The organism is Streptomyces sp. NPDC053069, from assembly GCF_044546895.1.
In the GTDB taxonomy this organism is placed as follows: domain Bacteria; phylum Actinomycetota; class Actinomycetes; order Streptomycetales; family Streptomycetaceae; genus Streptomyces.
This window is the reverse complement of sequence record NZ_JBITZN010000023.1, coordinates 106049-121354: the sequence shown is the minus strand read 5'-3', so window position 1 is coordinate 121354 and position 15306 is coordinate 106049. Positions and strand designations below refer to the sequence as shown.

Below are 15306 nucleotides of genomic sequence, written 5' to 3'. Positions count from 1 at the left end.
ACCCCGGTGATGCCCCGATCGGCCGGTGGTCACCCAAACCGCAAGGGAACCAGCACGATAACCCCCAGTGTCGCCCTTGGGGAGCCCGTACGACACTCAGTGCCAGCGCCGTCCGGTACCGCCGGACGGGACGCACGGCATGTCGGGACGTACGGCAAGATGACCGCGTGACCGACCGCGAACCCCTCCTGGACCCCCTCCTCGACCCCGCCGCCATGCGCAAGCAGTACCGGGCGGAGGGCCTCGCCGAACAGGATCTCGCCACCCACCCCATGGACCAGTTCGCCCGCTGGTTCGAGGACGCCGCCCGGGCGGCCCTGCACGGCACGGTCTACGAACCCAACGCGATGATCGTCTCCACCGCGGACGCGGCCGGCCGCCCCAGCTCGCGCACGGTCCTCATGAAGCAGTTCGACACCGAGGGCTTCGTCTTCTACACCAACTACGACTCCCGCAAGGCCCGCGACCTCGCCGAGAACCCGCACATCTGCCTGCTCTTCCCCTGGCACCCGCTCGCCCGCCAGGTCATCGTCACCGGCACCGGCCACCGCACCGGCCGCGACGAGACCACCGCCTACTTCCGCAGCCGCCCGCACGGCTCCCAGCTGGGCGCCTGGGCCAGCGCCCAGTCCTCGGTCATCGCCTCCCGCGCCGAACTGGACACCGCCTACGCCGACCTGGAAGCCCGCTACCCCGAGGACGAGCAGGTCCCCGTCCCCCCGCACTGGGGCGGCTACCGCATCACCCCGGAAACCATCGAGTTCTGGCAGGGCCGCGAAAACCGCCTCCACGACCGCCTGCGGTACGTCCTTCAGCCCGACGGCCGCTGGAAGGTGGAACGCCTCAGCCCCTGAACGGCACCGGGCCACCCGGAGGCCTACGTGTCCCGCACCGCCTCCGCCAGATCCAGCGCCGCCGCGATACGGACCGCCACATCCTCCGCGTAGGCCGTGTCGGACCGCTCGAAGCGGCTGCGGCCCGCGCCGCGCAGGAACGTCACCACCCCCAGCGTCCGCCCCCGGCTGCGCAGCACCGCGCACAGCGCGTGCACCGCGTCACCCGGCCACTGCCGGGCCAGCGCCCACTCCCGTGCCCGCTCCGCCGGGACCGACCCCGCGTCCGCACGCACGGCCCCGGCCCGCTCCACGCACTGCAGCGCCGGATGACCCGCCTCGTACCGCACGGGCAGCCCGGCCGCACCCGTCAGCAGGCTCGGCCCCGGCGCTCCGGCGGGCGTCGCGGCGAGCCGCACCAGCCGTACCGCCGCCTCCTCGTCCGCCGAACGCGGGGAAGGCGCCGTACGGTCGATCAACGCGTGATCGGCGAAGCCCGCGAGGGCGAAGTCCAGGTGGACGACGGCCGCCTCGGCCGGATCCTCGCACTCGGCGGCGGCACGTGCGGCCCGGTGCAACTGGTTCGTCCGGAACCGCAGCAGAGCCGCCTCCTGCTCGCCCTGCTTGGCCTCCGTGACGTCCTGGAACAGCCAGCCGACACCCAGCGGCACCGGCTCCTCCGCGAGCGGCGAGGCCAGCCGCACGAACCCGTTCCGCCAGCAGCGCCGCTCCTCGCTCTGCGCACCGCGCACGGTCACCCACATCTCGGCGGGCGCGGGCGGCGCGCCCTCGGCCAGCACATGGGTGAGCGCGGCCTCCAGCTCCTCCACGCCCTGCGCGAGCAGCTCGCCGAGCGGCCTGCCCAGCGCGGACGTACGCCCGATCCCGAGGGCACGGGCCGCGTGCGCGTTGACGACGGCCGGGCGCAGATCGGCGTCGATCAGTACGACCCCCCAGGCCGCGTCCTCGAACAGCGCCTCGCTCAGCGCGATCGACCGCTCCAGATCGATCTGCGCATGCACCTCGCTGAACGCGCAGTACACCCCGGCCGGCTTCCCCTCGGGCCCGCGCACGGCGGCGGACTGCGTCCGTACGAGCACCCGCCCGCCGCCCTTGGTGACCAGCGCGAACTCATGCACCTGCCGCCCGGGCGCGTGCATCGCGGACATCAGCCGGGCCTGCACCTCCTCGGCGTCCGCACTGCGCACCGCCCACCCGGCGAACCCGTGCCGCCCGACCGCCTCGGCGGCCGTCCAGCCGAGGATCCGCTCGGCCTCCCGGTTCCAGTGCGTGACGACCCCGTCCGCGTCGAAGGCACACAGTGCCGCGTCCATGCCGTCGAGCAGCGCGGCGAGCAGATCGGAGCCCCCGGACTCACCGGGCTCGTCCGGCCCCAGCTCATCGGTGGTCCCACTCCGCCGGGAAGCACTCACCTGGACCCCCTGGAGGCTGCGTTACGTCCGGCCTTCATTCAACTGGAACGTGACCCAGCCCACATCCTGTTCCCGCAAGATTGAGGGAGTCAATGCGCACCGGAAAAAGGGGTTGAGCGCCTCCCGTCGGCTTCCTAGGGTGTGGGGTACACGAGAAGGGAGGTGGTTCGGCAGATGTATGAATACCGGACGCGTGAGGTGGCTGCGGGCTAGCGGTCCGCCACCACATCCAGTGCGGTGCCGGACCAGCACGTGACAGGCGTGCAGCCGGCCCAATCCCAAGCAGTCCACCCGACCCGCGAGCTCGCCGGTACGTCCGGCCGGCTTCTCCGCCGAGAGGCGGAGGACCCGAGCTCGCGGGTCGTCTGCGTTTCGGGTCGTCTGCGCTTCAGGGGGCGTCCGCGTCTCAGCGCCGGTAGAAGATCCGGTCGCCGTACTCCCGCAGCACGCGGCTGTTCCACTCGTGGCCGCCGTCGACGTTGCCGGAGCGCAGGAGCGGGGGTTCGATGCCGCGGTCGGCGAGGGTGGCGGCGGTGGTCGCCATGACGGCCTGCATCAGGGCGCTGGTGACGACCGTGGAGGCGGGGGCGAAGGGTGCGGGGATGGTGTCGAGGGTGAGTTCCGCGTCGCCCACCGCGATCTTGGAGTCCAGGACGACGTCGCAGTGGTCCTTGAGGAAGGTGCCGGAGCCGTGCCGGGAGGTGGTCCGTGCGGCGTAGGCGACGGAGGTGACGCCGATGACCTTGACGCCGAGCGCGCGGGCGCGGGCGGCCATCTCCACGGGCAGGGCGTTGCGGCCGGAGAGGGAGATGATCACGAGGGCGTCGCCGGAGCGGAGGGGGGAGGTGTCGAGGACGGCGCTCGCCAGTCCGTCGACGCGTTCGAGGGCGGAGCCGAGGGTGGCCGGGGTGACGTCGACGCCGACGACGCCGGGGACGGCGAGCAGGTTCATCAGGGCGAGGCCGCCCGCCCGGTAGACGACGTCCTGGGCGGCCAGCGAGGAGTGGCCGGCGCCGAAGGCGAACAGGCGTCCTCCGGCGGCGACGGTGTCGGCCAGCAGGGTGGCGGCCTCGGTGATCGGCCCGGCCTCCTCCTCGCGGACCCGTTGCAGCAGGGTGATGGCGGCGTCGAAGAACAGGTCGGCAGGCGTGCCGTCGCTCATGCGGTGCCCCTTCGCAGCGTCTGTGTCGCGGATCACCGTGCGGTCTGGACCAGTGCGGTGTCAATACGGCCCGGGTCGCCGGGCACCGGTGTCACTCCGTTGTCCCTGGGGGCGTGGGAAACTGCGCGAGCAGCCGGCGCGGACCCGCACCCGGCAGTGGACCCATACCCCCGCGGCGGCCCCCCGTTTCCCCGGCGTCCCCCGGATGTCAGTGGGATCCGGCAGAATTGGTGCCAGGGCCAGCGCACGCGCCGGGCTGCCGGCAGAGGTAATCGAGGGGCACGTATGTCCGGACTGATCGACACCACGGAGATGTATCTCCGCACCATCCTCGAACTCGAAGAGGAAGGCGTCGTGCCCATGCGCGCCCGCATCGCGGAGCGGCTCGACCAGAGCGGGCCGACGGTGAGCCAGACGGTCGCGCGGATGGAGCGCGACGGCCTGGTGTCCGTGGCCAGCGACCGGCATCTGGAGCTGACCGACGAGGGCAGGAGGCTCGCCACGCGCGTGATGCGCAAGCACCGGCTGGCCGAGTGTCTCCTCGTCGATGTGATCGGCCTGGAGTGGGAGCAGGTGCACGCGGAGGCCTGCCGCTGGGAGCACGTGATGAGCGAGGCCGTCGAGCGGCGCGTGCTGGAGCTGCTGCGGCACCCGACCGAGTCGCCGTACGGCAACCCGATCCCGGGCCTGGAGGAGCTGGGCGAGAAGGACGGCGCCGATCCGTTCCTGGACGAGAGCATGGTCTCGCTGGCCGACCTGGATCCGGGCACGGACGGCAAGACGGTCGTCGTCCGCCGTATCGGCGAGCCGATCCAGACGGACGCGCAGCTGATGTACACGCTGCGGCGCGCGGGTGTGCAGCCCGGTTCCGTGGTGAGCGTGACGGAGTCGGCCGGCGGTGTGCTGGTGGGCAGCGGTGGCGAGGCGGCCGAGCTGGAGGCGGACGTCGCTTCGCACGTGTTCGTCGCCAAGCGCTGAGCAGGGGCAAGGCCCCGGCGCCTGGTGGCGCCGGGGCCTGTCCTCCCCTGTGCTGACCCGGAGCCCCGAGCTCTCAGGGTCATCCCCCTCGGACCGTTTTTCCCCGAGCGGTCCGCCTCCCGCCAGAAAAGATCCCCTGGGCGGCGGCGATCATTCCTTGAGGGGTGTCACTCGAATGAGGGGTGTTGTCAGCAGGGGCAGATCTTTCGAATGGGCATTCGATAGTCTGCGGCGGCAGTACGACAGCGACAGCAGCGAGTACGAGTACGGCAGTACACCGGTACGAGGCAGGCGGAGCTGGGGGGTGCCAGGCCCATGGCGCGGCGCATGGACGTGAGGGGGGCGGGCGGTGTGCGCCTGGCCGCCTGGGAGTTCGCCGACCCGCCCAAGACGGGACTCGACGGGGCGGACGGCGGGCCGGACCCCGAGCCCGGCGGTCCGGGTGTGCTGTTACTTCACGGCCTGATGGGCCGAGCCTCCCACTGGGCCTCGACCGCCCGCTGGCTCGCCGCTCGCCACCGCGCCGTCGCCCTGGACCAGCGCGGCCACGGCCAGAGCGAGAAGCCCCCGCAGGCCGCCTACACCCGCGAGGCCTACGTCGAGGACGCCGAGGCCGCGATCGAGCAGCTCGGCCTCGCCCCCGCGCTTCTCGTCGGCCACGCCATGGGTGCGCTGACCGCCTGGCAGCTCGCGGCGAAGCGACCCGAACTGGTCCGGGGCCTGATCATCTGCGACATGCGGGCCTCCGCGTTGGGGGCCGCCTCGCAGCGGGAGTGGGCGGACTGGTTCAGGGCCTGGCCCGTGCCCTTCGCCACGCTCGCCGATGTACGCAAGTGGTTCGGTGAGGACGATCCCTGGGTGGAGCGGCCGAGCCCGGCCCGCGGCGCCTTCTACTCCGAGGTCATGCACGAGTCCGCGGATGGCTGGCGCCCGGTGTTCGAGCCGGAGCAGATGCTGCGGACCCGGGAGAGCTGGGTGTACGACGCGCACTGGGAGGAGCTCGCTCAGGTGCGGTGCCCGACGCTGGTGGTGCGGGGTGTGGACGGGGAGCTGGGGCGGGCGGAGGCGCAGGAGATGGTGCGGGTGCTTCCGGCGGGGGAGTACGCGGAGGTTTCCGATGCCGGGCATCTTGCGCACTATGAACTGCCGTCGGCCTGGCGGGGAGCTGTGCAGCCGTTCATTGACCGGGTGCTCGGGGAGTGAGCGCCTTCTCGTCCGCCGAGTGGGTGTCTCGTCGGCGGCTGCGGGTTGTATGCGGTTGTTCGCGCAGTTCCCCGCGCCCCTTGGGTGAGTCCCCTACCCCTTGCTGACAGCCGTCAGGATCTCCGGCAGCCGTGCTGCCGTTCTCGGGGCTGCCAGGTGCAGGCCCGCGAGCGTCAGACCGGTGCCGTACGCGGCCCCCGCCGGGAGCAGCAGCCACCCCCACGCCTCCCCGCCCCGGCTCACGTGGAGCCAGATGGTGAGGGTGAGGACGGGGGAGCAGAGCAGGGCCGCTGCGACCATGCCGCCGAAGATGGAGATCCAGGCGAGGCCCGCCTGACCCGGGGCGACATTCTTGTGGCCCTCCTGGGGGATGGAGTACGGGAAGCGCGCCGAGGTCCAGGCGCCGGTCGCGAGCATCGCCCCGAGCAGCGCGAAGGACAGGCCGAGGACCTCCGGCAGCCGCGCCCAGGCGCCCAGCAGCGCTGTGGTCAGCACGGTGACGAGCGCCGCGTACGGCAGGGTGACCAGCAGCAGGGCCAGGGCACGGCCGCGCAGTTCGGCGTGGGCGTCCCGGGGTGAGGAGATGGTCGCGGCCACCATCCAGAACGCGGAGGTGTCCTGCCCGAACTGGTTGTACATCTGGATGCCGAGCATCCCGGCCGCGAAGCACGCGAAGTAGACCGATCCGGTGCCCTGCACGGCGTTGAACACCGGCACGATCAGCCCGATCGCCAGCGCGGTGACCCAGGCGGCCTTGGTCTTCGGATCCCGCCAGAGGTAGCGCAGGCTGCGTTCCATGACCGTGCCCGTGCGGCCCTGCGGCAGCAGCCGGCCGAGTCCGGCGGCCGAGCGGCTGCGGCCCCCGGTCTCGGCCGGCTGCAGCGTGGACGCGTCGGGCGCGGTCATCAGCCGGGTGAGGCTCCGCGCCCACCCGGCGATCAGCACGGCCAGCCCGGCTGCCGTGACGGCGAGTCGGGCGAGCGCGATGCCGTACGCGCCCTCGCTCGCCGCGCGCACCGCCGCCACCGCCGAAGCGGGCGGCACCCAGGACAGCACCTCCGCGACCGGCTGCAGGGGCCGCAGCCCCGCCGAACCCAGCTGCTGTGCCCCGAAATTGACCAGCTGTGCCCCGACCGCGATCACCAGCCCGCTCAGGACGGCCAGATCGCGGCCCTTCCTGCTGCTCAGCAGCCGTGCGTTGGCCGTGGCGACGGTCCGGGCCAGTGCCACGCAGATCAGCAGGGCGAGCGCGACGGCGACGACGGCGCACAGCCAGCCCGCCGCGCCGTGCGCCAGGGACAGCGCGCAGCCCGCGAGGACCAGCAGGGTGAACAGCGGGCCGGTGCCGACCAGGGAGGCCGCGAGCAGCGCCCGGACCAGCGGCCCCGGGCGCAGCGGAAGCAGCACCAGCCGGGTCGGGTCCAGCGTCTCGTCGCCGGTCGGGAAGACCAGCGGCAGCACCGCCCAGCCCAGCGCCAGTACGGCCGTACCCGGTACGGCGACGGCGTCGGCGTGCGCGTGTCCGCGCAGCGTGAGCAGCCCCAGCAGTTGCAGCAGAGCGAACAGGACCGTGACGACCGCCGAGGCGACGAACGCGGCCCGCCGGCCCCCGGACTGCCGCAGCCCGTTCCGCAGCAGCGACAGTTTCAGCCGTACGAGGGTGGAGGTCAGGCTCGTCATCGGGCCGCCCCGCCGCCCAGCCAGTCCAGATCGGACCCGGTGTCCCGGCCGCCGGCCCCGACCAGTTCCAGGAACGCCCCCTGGAGCGTCGGATGCGCGCCGCGCACCTCGGTCAGCGGGCCGGTCGCGCGGATCCGTCCGGCCGCCAGCACGGCCACCCAGTCGCACAGCGACTCGACGAGCTCCATGACGTGGGAGGAGAAGACGACGGTTGCTCCGGAGGCGGTGTAGCGCTCCAGGACGCCCCGGATGGTCTGCGCGGACACCGGGTCGACGCCCTCGAACGGTTCGTCGAGGAAGAGCACGTCGGGATTGTGCAGCAGGGCTGCGGCGAGCCCGATTTTCTTGCGCATGCCGGTCGAGTAGTCGACGACGAGCTTGTGCTGGGCCCCGGCCAGGTCGAGGACGTCCAGCAGCTGGGTGGCCCGCTTGTCGACCTCGCCCCCCGGCAGCCCGCGCAGCCGCCCCGCGTACCCGAGCAACTCCCGCCCCGACAGCCGCTCGAACAGCCTCAGCCCCTCGGGAAGGACGCCGATCCTCGCCTTGACGGCCACGGGGTCCCGCCACACGTCATGACCGACGACTTCGACGGTGCCGCCGTCGGGTCGCAGCAACCCGGTCACCATGGACAAGGTGGTGGTCTTCCCGGCCCCGTTCGGCCCGACCAGCCCGATGAACTTCCCGGCGGGCAGGTCGAGATCGATCCCGCCGACGGCAACCTGCTGCCCGAACTGCTTCCAGAGCCCTCGGACGCGTACTGCGGCTTCGGTCATGCACGAAGGCTAGCGGCGGGGGCATTCCCTCAGGGGCGCGGGGAACTGCGCTACCGGTCCCGGCCGCAGGCGTAGGCCAGCGGCGAGATCAACTCCTCTGCGTCCGGCAACCACCGATTCGCCGGCGTGGGCCGACAAGCCCACTGCACGGCCCCACGGGACCCGAACCGGGTCGGCGGAGCGGCCACGTACGCCCCCTCGCCCAGGGCGACCAGATCCAGGGACGGAAGCGACCACCCCAACTTCCGTACCAGCTCCGGCACCTTCGCCGACGCCCCCGGCAGTACGAAGAAGTTCATCCGCCGGTCGGGAGACAGAGTCACCGGCCCCAGCGTCAACTCCATCCGCTCCATACGGGCGAGAGCCAGAAACCCCGCACTCTCCGGGACGGACAGCGCGTCGAACGTCCGCCCCGTCGGCAGCAGGATCGACGCCGTCGGCTGCTTCTGCCACATCCGGCGGGCGACGGTCGCGCTGCCGGTCGCCTGCGTCGCCCAGTCGGGGCGCGCGGGGTGCGCACCCGGCGCAGGGCAGGAGGCATCGCTGCACGAGCAGCGCTGCTGGCCGGCGACCGCTTCCAGCCAGGTGCCCGGGAACACGTCCCAGTGCCGTTCCTCGGCGTAGCGTACGGCGGTCTCCAGCAGCGACTCCCTGCGTTGCTGCGGAATCTGACCGGCAATCTGAGTGTTCTGGGCGCCCGCGATCGTCTCTTCCACGCCCCTCTCAACTCCCGCGCCCACCTGGAGTTACGGCTGGACCGCGCGCCGGGGTGGAGCATCGATTCCGCAGTCGGGGCGCATGGGTGCACAGCCGGGGGCGCGCAGGAGGAAGCACGGCGGGAGCTGGGTAGCCAGGGAGGGGGTTGGCAGCTGTCGTTACCCCGGCAAACCGCACATGTCGCGCATTGACGGTATGTCAGCTGGGCAGTGATCTTTCCGGAACGGGTCACACCCAGGGGATCGCAACCGCAGGGGGTAGTGCATGGCCGCAAGGCCTCTCGTGGCGAGGCAGCCCAACGAACGGCTGCAGGCGCTCATCCAGGAAGCGGGGTGCTCGAACGCCGGGCTGGCCCGGCGGGTCAACATGTGCGGCGCCGAGCACGGCCTCGACCTGCGCTACGACAAGACGTCCGTGGCCCGCTGGCTGCGCGGTCAGCAGCCGCGGGGCCGGGCCCCGGCGATCATCGCGGAGGCGCTCGGCCGCAAGCTCGGCCGTACGGTCACGATCGACGAGATCGGCATGGCCAACGGCAAGAACCTCGCCTCGGGGGTCGGTCTCCAGTTCTCGCCGACGGTACTGGGGGCCATCGAGCAGGTCTGCGAGCTGTGGCGCAGCGACGTGGGGCGCCGGGACTTCCTGTCCGGCTCCTCCGTCGCCGCCTCCGCGCTGGTCGAGCCCAGCCGCGACTGGCTGATCTCGGCGCCGGACGCCCAGGTGGCCCGGCAGGCCGGCCCACGGGTGGGGCAGGCCGACGTGGCGGCCGTACGGTCCATGACCCAGGCGCTGACCGATCTCGACCACCAGTACGGCAGCGGGCACGTCCGTCCGGTCGTCGTGCACTACCTCAACAGCGTCGTCTCCGGGCTGCTCGCGGGCTCGTACCGGGAGACGGTCGGGCGGGACCTGTTCGCGGCCGTGTCCCGGCTGACCGAACTGGCGGGCTACATGGCGGTGGACACCGGGCAACCGGGGCTGGCCCAGCGGTACTACATCCAGTCGCTGCGGCTCGCGCAGGCCGCGGGGGACCGCGGGTACGGCGGTTACGTCCTGGCCGCGTCCATGAGCCACCTCGCCGCGCAGCTCGGGAACCCGCGGGAGATCTCCCAGCTGGCGCGGGCGGCGCAGGAGGGGGCGCGGGGGCAGGTGACCCCGCGCGTGGAGGCGATGTTCCACGCGGCCGAGGCGCGCGGGCACGCCCTGCTCGGTGACGTACGCGCGGCGCAGGCGTCCATCGGGCGGGCGGTGACGGCGATGGAGCAGGCCGACGACTCCTCCGACGACGACCCGGTGTGGATCCGGCACTTCGACGAGGCGTACCTGGCCGACGAGCTGGCGCACTGCCACCGCGATCTCGGACAGGCCGAGCAGGCGGCCCGGTGCGCCGAGCAGTCGCTGAACGGGCACCCCGAGACCCGGGTCCGCCGGCGTGCCATCGGTCATGTGCTGCTCGCCACGGCCCAGGTGCAGCAGCGTGAGATCGAACAGGCCTGCAGCACGGGCCTGAAGGCGGTGGAGCTCCTGGAGTCGCTGCGTTCCAACCGGGGCGCGGAGTATCTGGAGGATCTGCAGCAGCGCCTGGAACCCTTCCGGGAGGAGGCGGTGGTACGGGAGTTCGGGGCGCGCCTCGATCTCCAGCAGGCGGCGTGAACACCGGCCCCGCGGTTGCGTGAACGCACGGCGAACGGCACCCGGCGGCGCACGGGGTGCCGCACGGTGCGCCATGCACAGCGCACCGCGGGACGGTTGTGTTACCGCTGTCACAGGGAAGAAGATCGCGTCCTGAGCTGCGTGGCACCCGGCTCGGGGGACCCGGTAGCGTGAGCCCGATTCACAAGGTCCCCCATTGGTAGGAGTCCCGGTGACGCAGAGTGGACGGGGCGAGGAGCCCTCGGCGCAGCACGCGCGCGAAGGCATCGTGCTGCCCTCCGACGGAGGCGAGCCCTTGCTGCCCGGCATGACCGGCGCGCCCGCCCCCGCCGCCCCGACCGGCGGTCAGGCCTGGGGCGGCTCCTGGGGGCCCGGGCAGCAGGCGCCCCAGCAGGGCCAGGGCTGGCCCCCCGCGGCGGCCCAGCAGTGGCACGCCCAGGACGCCCCGAACACCCAGCTCCCGGCCGCGAACCCCGGCCCGCTGCCCCCGGAGGGCGCCCCGGCCCCGTCGTACGGCGGCCGGCCGCCGGCGTACGACCACCCCGGCGCCCAGGGCGGCGGCTACGGCGCCCCCGAGCCGTACCAGCAGCACCAGATCCAGCAGCCGAACCAGCCGCACGCGCATCCGCCGGCCGCCGCCGCGCCGCTCCCGCCGGCCGTGCCGGACGCCCATCCGGCCGCCGGTGCCCCGCTGCCCCCGACGGCCGACGGCGCCACCCAGTACATCCCGCCGGTCCAGGCCGCCCCCGCCGACGAGGGCGCGACGCAGTACATACCTCCCGTACCGGCGGCCCCCGCCGAGGGCGCCACCCAGTACCTGCCGCCGGTGCCGGCCGCGGCGGACGACGGCGCGACCCAGTACATCCCGCCGGTCGCCCCCGGCGCGCTGCCGCCCGAGTCGGCCGGCGAGGAGACGCGGTACCTCGGCCGGACCCCCGCGCACCAGGCGCCGGCGCCCGCGCCGTCCGACTCGGAGGCCACCCAGTACATCCCGCCGTACGCCGCACAGGCGCAGGCGCAGGGCGTCGACCGGCAGCCGCCGGCCGAGTTCGACAACCTCTTCCGCGGCGGCCCGGCGGGCGGTGACGGCCCGGCCGGGTCCACCCAGCAGTTGCCGCGCGTCCAGCGGCCGGACGCCTACTCCGGCCCGGCGCAGCCGTCGTACGGCGCGCAGCAGCCCTCGTACGGCGCCCCCCAGCCGTCGTACGACCCCGACTACGACGACGACCGGCCCCGCGGCCGCTCGCGGGTGCCGCTGATCGCCGCCGTCGGTGTCGGCATCGTCGTCATCGGTGTGGGCGCCGGCGTGCTGCTCAGCGGCGGCGGCAAGGACCAGGGCAGTGACGGCAAGACGGTCGCGGCCGCCTCGCCGGCCCCCGGCCAGGACTCCTCCTCGCCCGCCGCCGACCCGGCCCGCCAGCAGGCGGTCGAGCTGGACAAGCTGCTCGCCGACAGCGGCAGCAGCCGCGCCTCGGTGATCAACGCGGTGGCCGACGTCAAGAACTGCGACAACCTCGACCAGGCCGCCTCCGACCTGCGTGCCGCGGCCGGGCAGCGGGGCGGGCTGGTCACCCGGCTCGGCAAGCTGAGCGTCGACAAGCTGCCGGCCAGCGGTGAGCTCACGGCCGCGCTGACCAAGGCCTGGCAGGCGTCCGCCGCGGCCGACAACCACTACGCGGCCTGGGCCGGTCAGGCCAAGGGACACAAGGTCTGCCGCAAGGGCCACGCCCGCGTCACGGACGAGACCCGGGCCGGCAACCGGGAGAGCGGCATCGCCAGCGTGCAGAAGGCGAAGGCGGCGGGGCTGTGGAACGCGATCGCGCGGAAGTACGGCCTGACCCAGCGCCAGCCCACCCAGCTGTGACCCGGGCGACCCCGGCCGTTACCCCGGCTGCGACCCGGCCCCGGGGCGCGCCGGGGGGCGTCACTGCACGTCGGCGTTCTCCAGCGTCTTGGTCATGTCGGTGATCCCGGCCCGGCCGCCGATGCCCTTGCGGGCCGCGACCAGTCTGCCGTCCTGCACCACCTGGAGGCTGACGTCGGCGTTGACCAGCCGCGGGAAGCCGACCGCGGCCAGCTTGCCCTCGTAGGGCCAGCGCAGGGTCGGGGTGAGCCCGCCGGTGGAGACCCGCAGGCCGTCGTTGAGGGTGCGCCGTACGCTGTCGGAACTCATCTCGCCGGCGCCGATCTTCTCCAGTACGGCCTTCAGCACGGTGTAGGCGATCCAGGTGGTCTGCACTCCGGCGTCCGCGGGGTCGATGCGGTTGTCACCGAAGGCCTCCTCGTTGATCACCTTCTTCATCGGGTCCCACCGGGCGTCGGACGCCGGCGGATACCAGCCGGTGATGTACGCCCCCTCGTACGGCCCCGACGCGCCGCCCGTGGCGTTGATCACGGTCTGGTCGACGCTGCCGAGCACGGTCCCGAGCCGTACCCCGGAGTAGTTCTCGCGGGCCCGCCGGAAGGAGTCCATGAAGGTGTCGGTACGGTCGCCGAGCGCGGGCACCACACAGCCCTTCTTCAGTACGTCCTTGGTGGCGTACCGCAGCGCCTGATCGGCCTGGTCGCCGTATTCGGTGGCGTCCTCGGCGGCGACGCGGTCGCCCGCGTTCGCGTGTCTGCCCTCCTTCAGGCCGGAGTCGAGCAGCGCGGGCAGCTCGTCGCCGGCGATGCTGTCCGGGCGGACCAGGGCGACGTTGCCGCAGGTGTCGGCGAGGGCTCTGCCGAGACCGGCGAGCAGGGCGGGCTGGCCGCCGTTGACCGGGTACGACATCTGGCCGGTGAACTCGTCGTTGGTGACGCCGTAGCCGCCGATGTAGGGGATGCCGGCGCCCTCCAGCGGGGCCAGGTATGAGTCGCCGAACTGGCTGTAGGAGCCGACGACCGCAACGACGTTCTCGTGGGCCGCGCGCCGGGCGCACTTGGCGGCACCCACGCTGTCGTTGTGGTCGTTGCAGGTCAGGACCTGGAGCCTGTGGCCGTTGATGCCGCCGCGCGCGTTGATCCACCGGGCGTAGGCGAGGGCCATCGCGGGCATGCCCGGCTTGTTGGTGGCGTCGGTGTCCTGCGGTGCCCAGGTCATGACCTTGACCGGGTCGTCCCCGGCGCCCCCCGTGACGCCGGGGACGACCCCGCATCCGGCGGTGAGCGACGCACACAGGGCCACGGCGCCGGCGGACAGCGCGGTGGCTCTGCCGGGGCGGAAGGTCGAGTGGAGGAACGTACTAGCGGTGCGTCGCCTGCCGGTCATGCACACGCACGATTCCCTCACACCGCTAACCCAGGAGTGACCTTGAGTCAACGAAGGGTGACATCCAGGTGAATTACAGGGGGTGGTGAGGCTGGTGTGACCGGGAACGTACGATCGATGACCGTGCAAGGTTCGGAGAACTCTTCCCGTCGCGGCCGTCGCTCCTCCACCATGGGCGGCATGCCCCTAAGCGACATGCCGTGGTGGCGCTGGCGCAGCAATGTGCGCTCGGCGCTGCACATGCTCTCCGACCCGGTGTTCCAGCGCGACGTCTGGCTGGCCGGCGTGGACGGGTACGGCGACGTCACCGACGCCGTCTACCGGCTGGTGGAGGACACCTGGCTGGACAACTGGTCCGCGGAGAAGTACGTCGGCACGATATTCCGGGACTCGCAGGAGGCGGCGCTCGTCGACACCGCCGTGCTGCGGGTGCTGCGGATCATGCACCAGGTCGGGCCGGACGCGCCGGTCGCCGCCTATCTCGACCACCAGGGGTGGCCGGAGGCGGTGCGGGCGGCGCGGGACGCGCACCTGCGCCTCGCGGCGAGTGACGGGGACGACCCCGACGCGCCGCCGAAGAGTCTGGAAGTGCTGCGGATCCTCACGCGGACCGCGTAGGCGGGCCGGGCCTTCCTGTGGCGGCACCCGGCGCCGCAGGCCGTGCCCACCCGTCCCGCCCTGCGGGACGACTGCCCGCGGCGGGCGGGCGGCGTGAGAACCTGTAGGGCATGAACGAGCAGTCCGCGTCCGTCGCCGCACCGGCCGACCAGTACGTCCTCACCCTTTCCTGCCCGGACAAACAGGGCATCGTGCACGCCGTGTCGAGCTATCTGTTCATGACCGGCTGCAACATCGAGGACAGCCAGCAGTTCGGCGACCACGACACGGGTCTGTTCTTCATGCGTGTCCACTTCTCGGCCGAGGCGCCGGTGACGGTGGAGAAGCTGCGGGCGAGTTTCGCGGCGATCGGTGACTCCTTCCACATGGACTGGCAGATCAACCGGGCCGACGCGAGGATGCGGATCCTGCTGATGGTCAGCAAGTTCGGGCACTGCCTGAACGACCTGCTGTTCCGGGCCCGGATCGGTGCGCTGCCGGTGGAGATCGTGGGCGTGGTCTCCAACCACACCGAATTCGAAGAGCTGGTGGGGTCTTACAACATTCCCTTCCACCACATTCCGGTGACGAAGGACACGAAGGCGGAGGCCGAGGCGAAGCTGCTGGGCATCGTGCGCGAGCAGGGTGTCGAACTGGTCGTCCTCGCCCGCTATATGCAGGTCCTCTCGGACGACCTGTGCAAGCAGCTCAGCGGCCGGATCATCAACATCCACCACTCCTTCCTGCCGAGCTTCAAGGGCGCGAAGCCGTATCACCAGGCGCACGCCAGGGGCGTCAAGCTCATCGGGGCGACCGCGCACTACGTGACCGCCGACCTGGACGAGGGGCCGATCATCGAGCAGGAGGTCGAGCGGGTGGGGCATGACGTCACACCGGATCAGCTGGTGGCGATCGGGCGGGACGTGGAGTGCCAGGCGCTGGCGCGTGCCGTGAAGTGGCATGCGGAGCGGAGGATTCTGCTCAACGGGCGCCGTACGGTGGTGTTCGCGTAGCAGCTCCCGGAACCGGC

The 15306-nt window shown here is 72.5% G+C and carries 13 protein-coding genes; 7 read left to right on the top strand and 6 right to left on the bottom strand.

All coding sequences use genetic code 11. From position 1 onward, the window contains the following. Positions 1–167: 167 nt before the first annotated feature. Positions 168–854: a pyridoxamine 5'-phosphate oxidase gene (pdxH, locus tag ACIGXP_RS37740; RefSeq protein WP_399776205.1), complete on the top strand. Its 687-nt coding sequence runs from the start codon at positions 168–170 to the stop codon at positions 852–854. Between the two features lie 23 nt (positions 855–877). Here pdxH and ACIGXP_RS37735 read toward each other — a convergent pair whose 3' ends face one another. Continuing rightward, positions 878–2266, bottom strand: coding sequence for a PAS domain-containing protein (locus tag ACIGXP_RS37735; RefSeq protein WP_399776203.1), 1389 nt, complete (start codon positions 2264–2266; stop codon positions 878–880). A gap of 406 nt (positions 2267–2672) precedes the next feature. Then, positions 2673–3428 (bottom strand): SIS domain-containing protein, encoded by a 756-nt coding sequence (locus ACIGXP_RS37730; protein ID WP_363213817.1) that lies wholly within the window; start codon positions 3426–3428, stop codon positions 2673–2675. 285 nt (positions 3429–3713) lie between these two features. Here ACIGXP_RS37730 and ACIGXP_RS37725 point away from each other — a divergent pair, with 285 nt between their 5' ends. Continuing rightward, complete coding sequence (locus tag ACIGXP_RS37725) at positions 3714–4406, top strand: metal-dependent transcriptional regulator (protein WP_031169316.1); 693 nt, start codon at positions 3714–3716, stop codon at positions 4404–4406. A gap of 315 nt (positions 4407–4721) precedes the next feature. After that, positions 4722–5609: an alpha/beta fold hydrolase gene (locus ACIGXP_RS37720; protein WP_399776200.1), complete on the top strand. Its 888-nt coding sequence runs from the start codon at positions 4722–4724 to the stop codon at positions 5607–5609. A gap of 93 nt (positions 5610–5702) precedes the next feature. On the opposite strand, the gene ACIGXP_RS37715 is transcribed toward ACIGXP_RS37720, so the two are convergent. Genes ACIGXP_RS37715 through ACIGXP_RS37705 form a run of 3 tightly spaced genes read right to left on the bottom strand, consistent with a single transcriptional unit; the run spans position 5703 to position 8778 of the window. Next, entirely contained in the window at positions 5703–7289 is a 1587-nt protein-coding gene (locus ACIGXP_RS37715) for a transporter (RefSeq protein ID WP_399776198.1), read from the bottom strand. Further along, positions 7286–8062 (bottom strand): ABC transporter ATP-binding protein, encoded by a 777-nt coding sequence (locus ACIGXP_RS37710; RefSeq protein ID WP_363213820.1) that lies wholly within the window; start codon positions 8060–8062, stop codon positions 7286–7288. Before ACIGXP_RS37710 ends, ACIGXP_RS37715 begins: the two co-directional genes overlap by 4 nt. 50 nt (positions 8063–8112) lie before the next feature. Continuing rightward, positions 8113–8778 carry a bifunctional DNA primase/polymerase gene (locus ACIGXP_RS37705; RefSeq protein WP_399776196.1) on the bottom strand — a complete coding sequence of 222 codons (666 nt, stop codon included), beginning with the start codon at positions 8776–8778 and terminating at the stop codon, positions 8113–8115. Between the two features lie 265 nt (positions 8779–9043). Here ACIGXP_RS37705 and ACIGXP_RS37700 point away from each other — a divergent pair, with 265 nt between their 5' ends. Together ACIGXP_RS37700 and ACIGXP_RS37695 are read left to right on the top strand one after the other, a co-directional pair. Next, positions 9044–10429: a transcriptional regulator gene (locus ACIGXP_RS37700; protein WP_399776194.1), complete on the top strand. Its 1386-nt coding sequence runs from the start codon at positions 9044–9046 to the stop codon at positions 10427–10429. A gap of 211 nt (positions 10430–10640) precedes the next feature. Further along, positions 10641–12293: a hypothetical protein gene (locus ACIGXP_RS37695; RefSeq protein WP_399776192.1), complete on the top strand. Its 1653-nt coding sequence runs from the start codon at positions 10641–10643 to the stop codon at positions 12291–12293. Positions 12294–12353: 60 nt separating this feature from the next. Here the strand turns inward: ACIGXP_RS37695 and ACIGXP_RS37690 are convergent, their stop codons facing one another. Next, positions 12354–13679, bottom strand: a complete 1326-nt coding sequence (locus ACIGXP_RS37690; protein ID WP_399776190.1) for an ABC transporter substrate-binding protein — start codon at positions 13677–13679, stop codon at positions 12354–12356. 117 nt (positions 13680–13796) lie between these two features. On the opposite strand from ACIGXP_RS37690, the gene ACIGXP_RS37685 reads away from it, so the two are divergent. Both ACIGXP_RS37685 and purU read left to right on the top strand, forming a co-directional pair. Beyond that, complete coding sequence (locus ACIGXP_RS37685; RefSeq protein WP_399776188.1) at positions 13797–14297, top strand: hypothetical protein; 501 nt, start codon at positions 13797–13799, stop codon at positions 14295–14297. A 110-nt stretch (positions 14298–14407) separates the two neighbouring features. Next, positions 14408–15289: a formyltetrahydrofolate deformylase gene (gene purU, locus ACIGXP_RS37680; RefSeq protein WP_363218007.1), complete on the top strand. Its 882-nt coding sequence runs from the start codon at positions 14408–14410 to the stop codon at positions 15287–15289. Positions 15290–15306: the final 17 nt, after the last annotated feature.

Excerpts from the sequence above, each read along its gene's own strand:
- ACIGXP_RS37720 (WP_399776200.1), top strand. The coding sequence starts at position 4,722 with ATGGCGCGGCGCATGGACGTGAGGGGGGCGGGCGGTGTGCGCCTGGCC.
- ACIGXP_RS37715 (WP_399776198.1), bottom strand. The coding sequence starts at position 7,289 with ATGACGAGCCTGACCTCCACCCTCGTACGGCTGAAACTGTCGCTGCTG.
- ACIGXP_RS37690 (WP_399776190.1), bottom strand. The coding sequence starts at position 13,679 with ATGACCGGCAGGCGACGCACCGCTAGTACGTTCCTCCACTCGACCTTC.
- ACIGXP_RS37700 (WP_399776194.1), top strand. The coding sequence starts at position 9,044 with ATGGCCGCAAGGCCTCTCGTGGCGAGGCAGCCCAACGAACGGCTGCAG.
- ACIGXP_RS37685 (WP_399776188.1), top strand. The coding sequence starts at position 13,797 with ATGACCGTGCAAGGTTCGGAGAACTCTTCCCGTCGCGGCCGTCGCTCC.
- ACIGXP_RS37730 (WP_363213817.1), bottom strand. The coding sequence starts at position 3,428 with ATGAGCGACGGCACGCCTGCCGACCTGTTCTTCGACGCCGCCATCACC.
- ACIGXP_RS37725 (WP_031169316.1), top strand. The coding sequence starts at position 3,714 with ATGTCCGGACTGATCGACACCACGGAGATGTATCTCCGCACCATCCTC.
- ACIGXP_RS37710 (WP_363213820.1), bottom strand. The coding sequence starts at position 8,062 with ATGACCGAAGCCGCAGTACGCGTCCGAGGGCTCTGGAAGCAGTTCGGG.
- purU (WP_363218007.1), top strand. The coding sequence starts at position 14,408 with ATGAACGAGCAGTCCGCGTCCGTCGCCGCACCGGCCGACCAGTACGTC.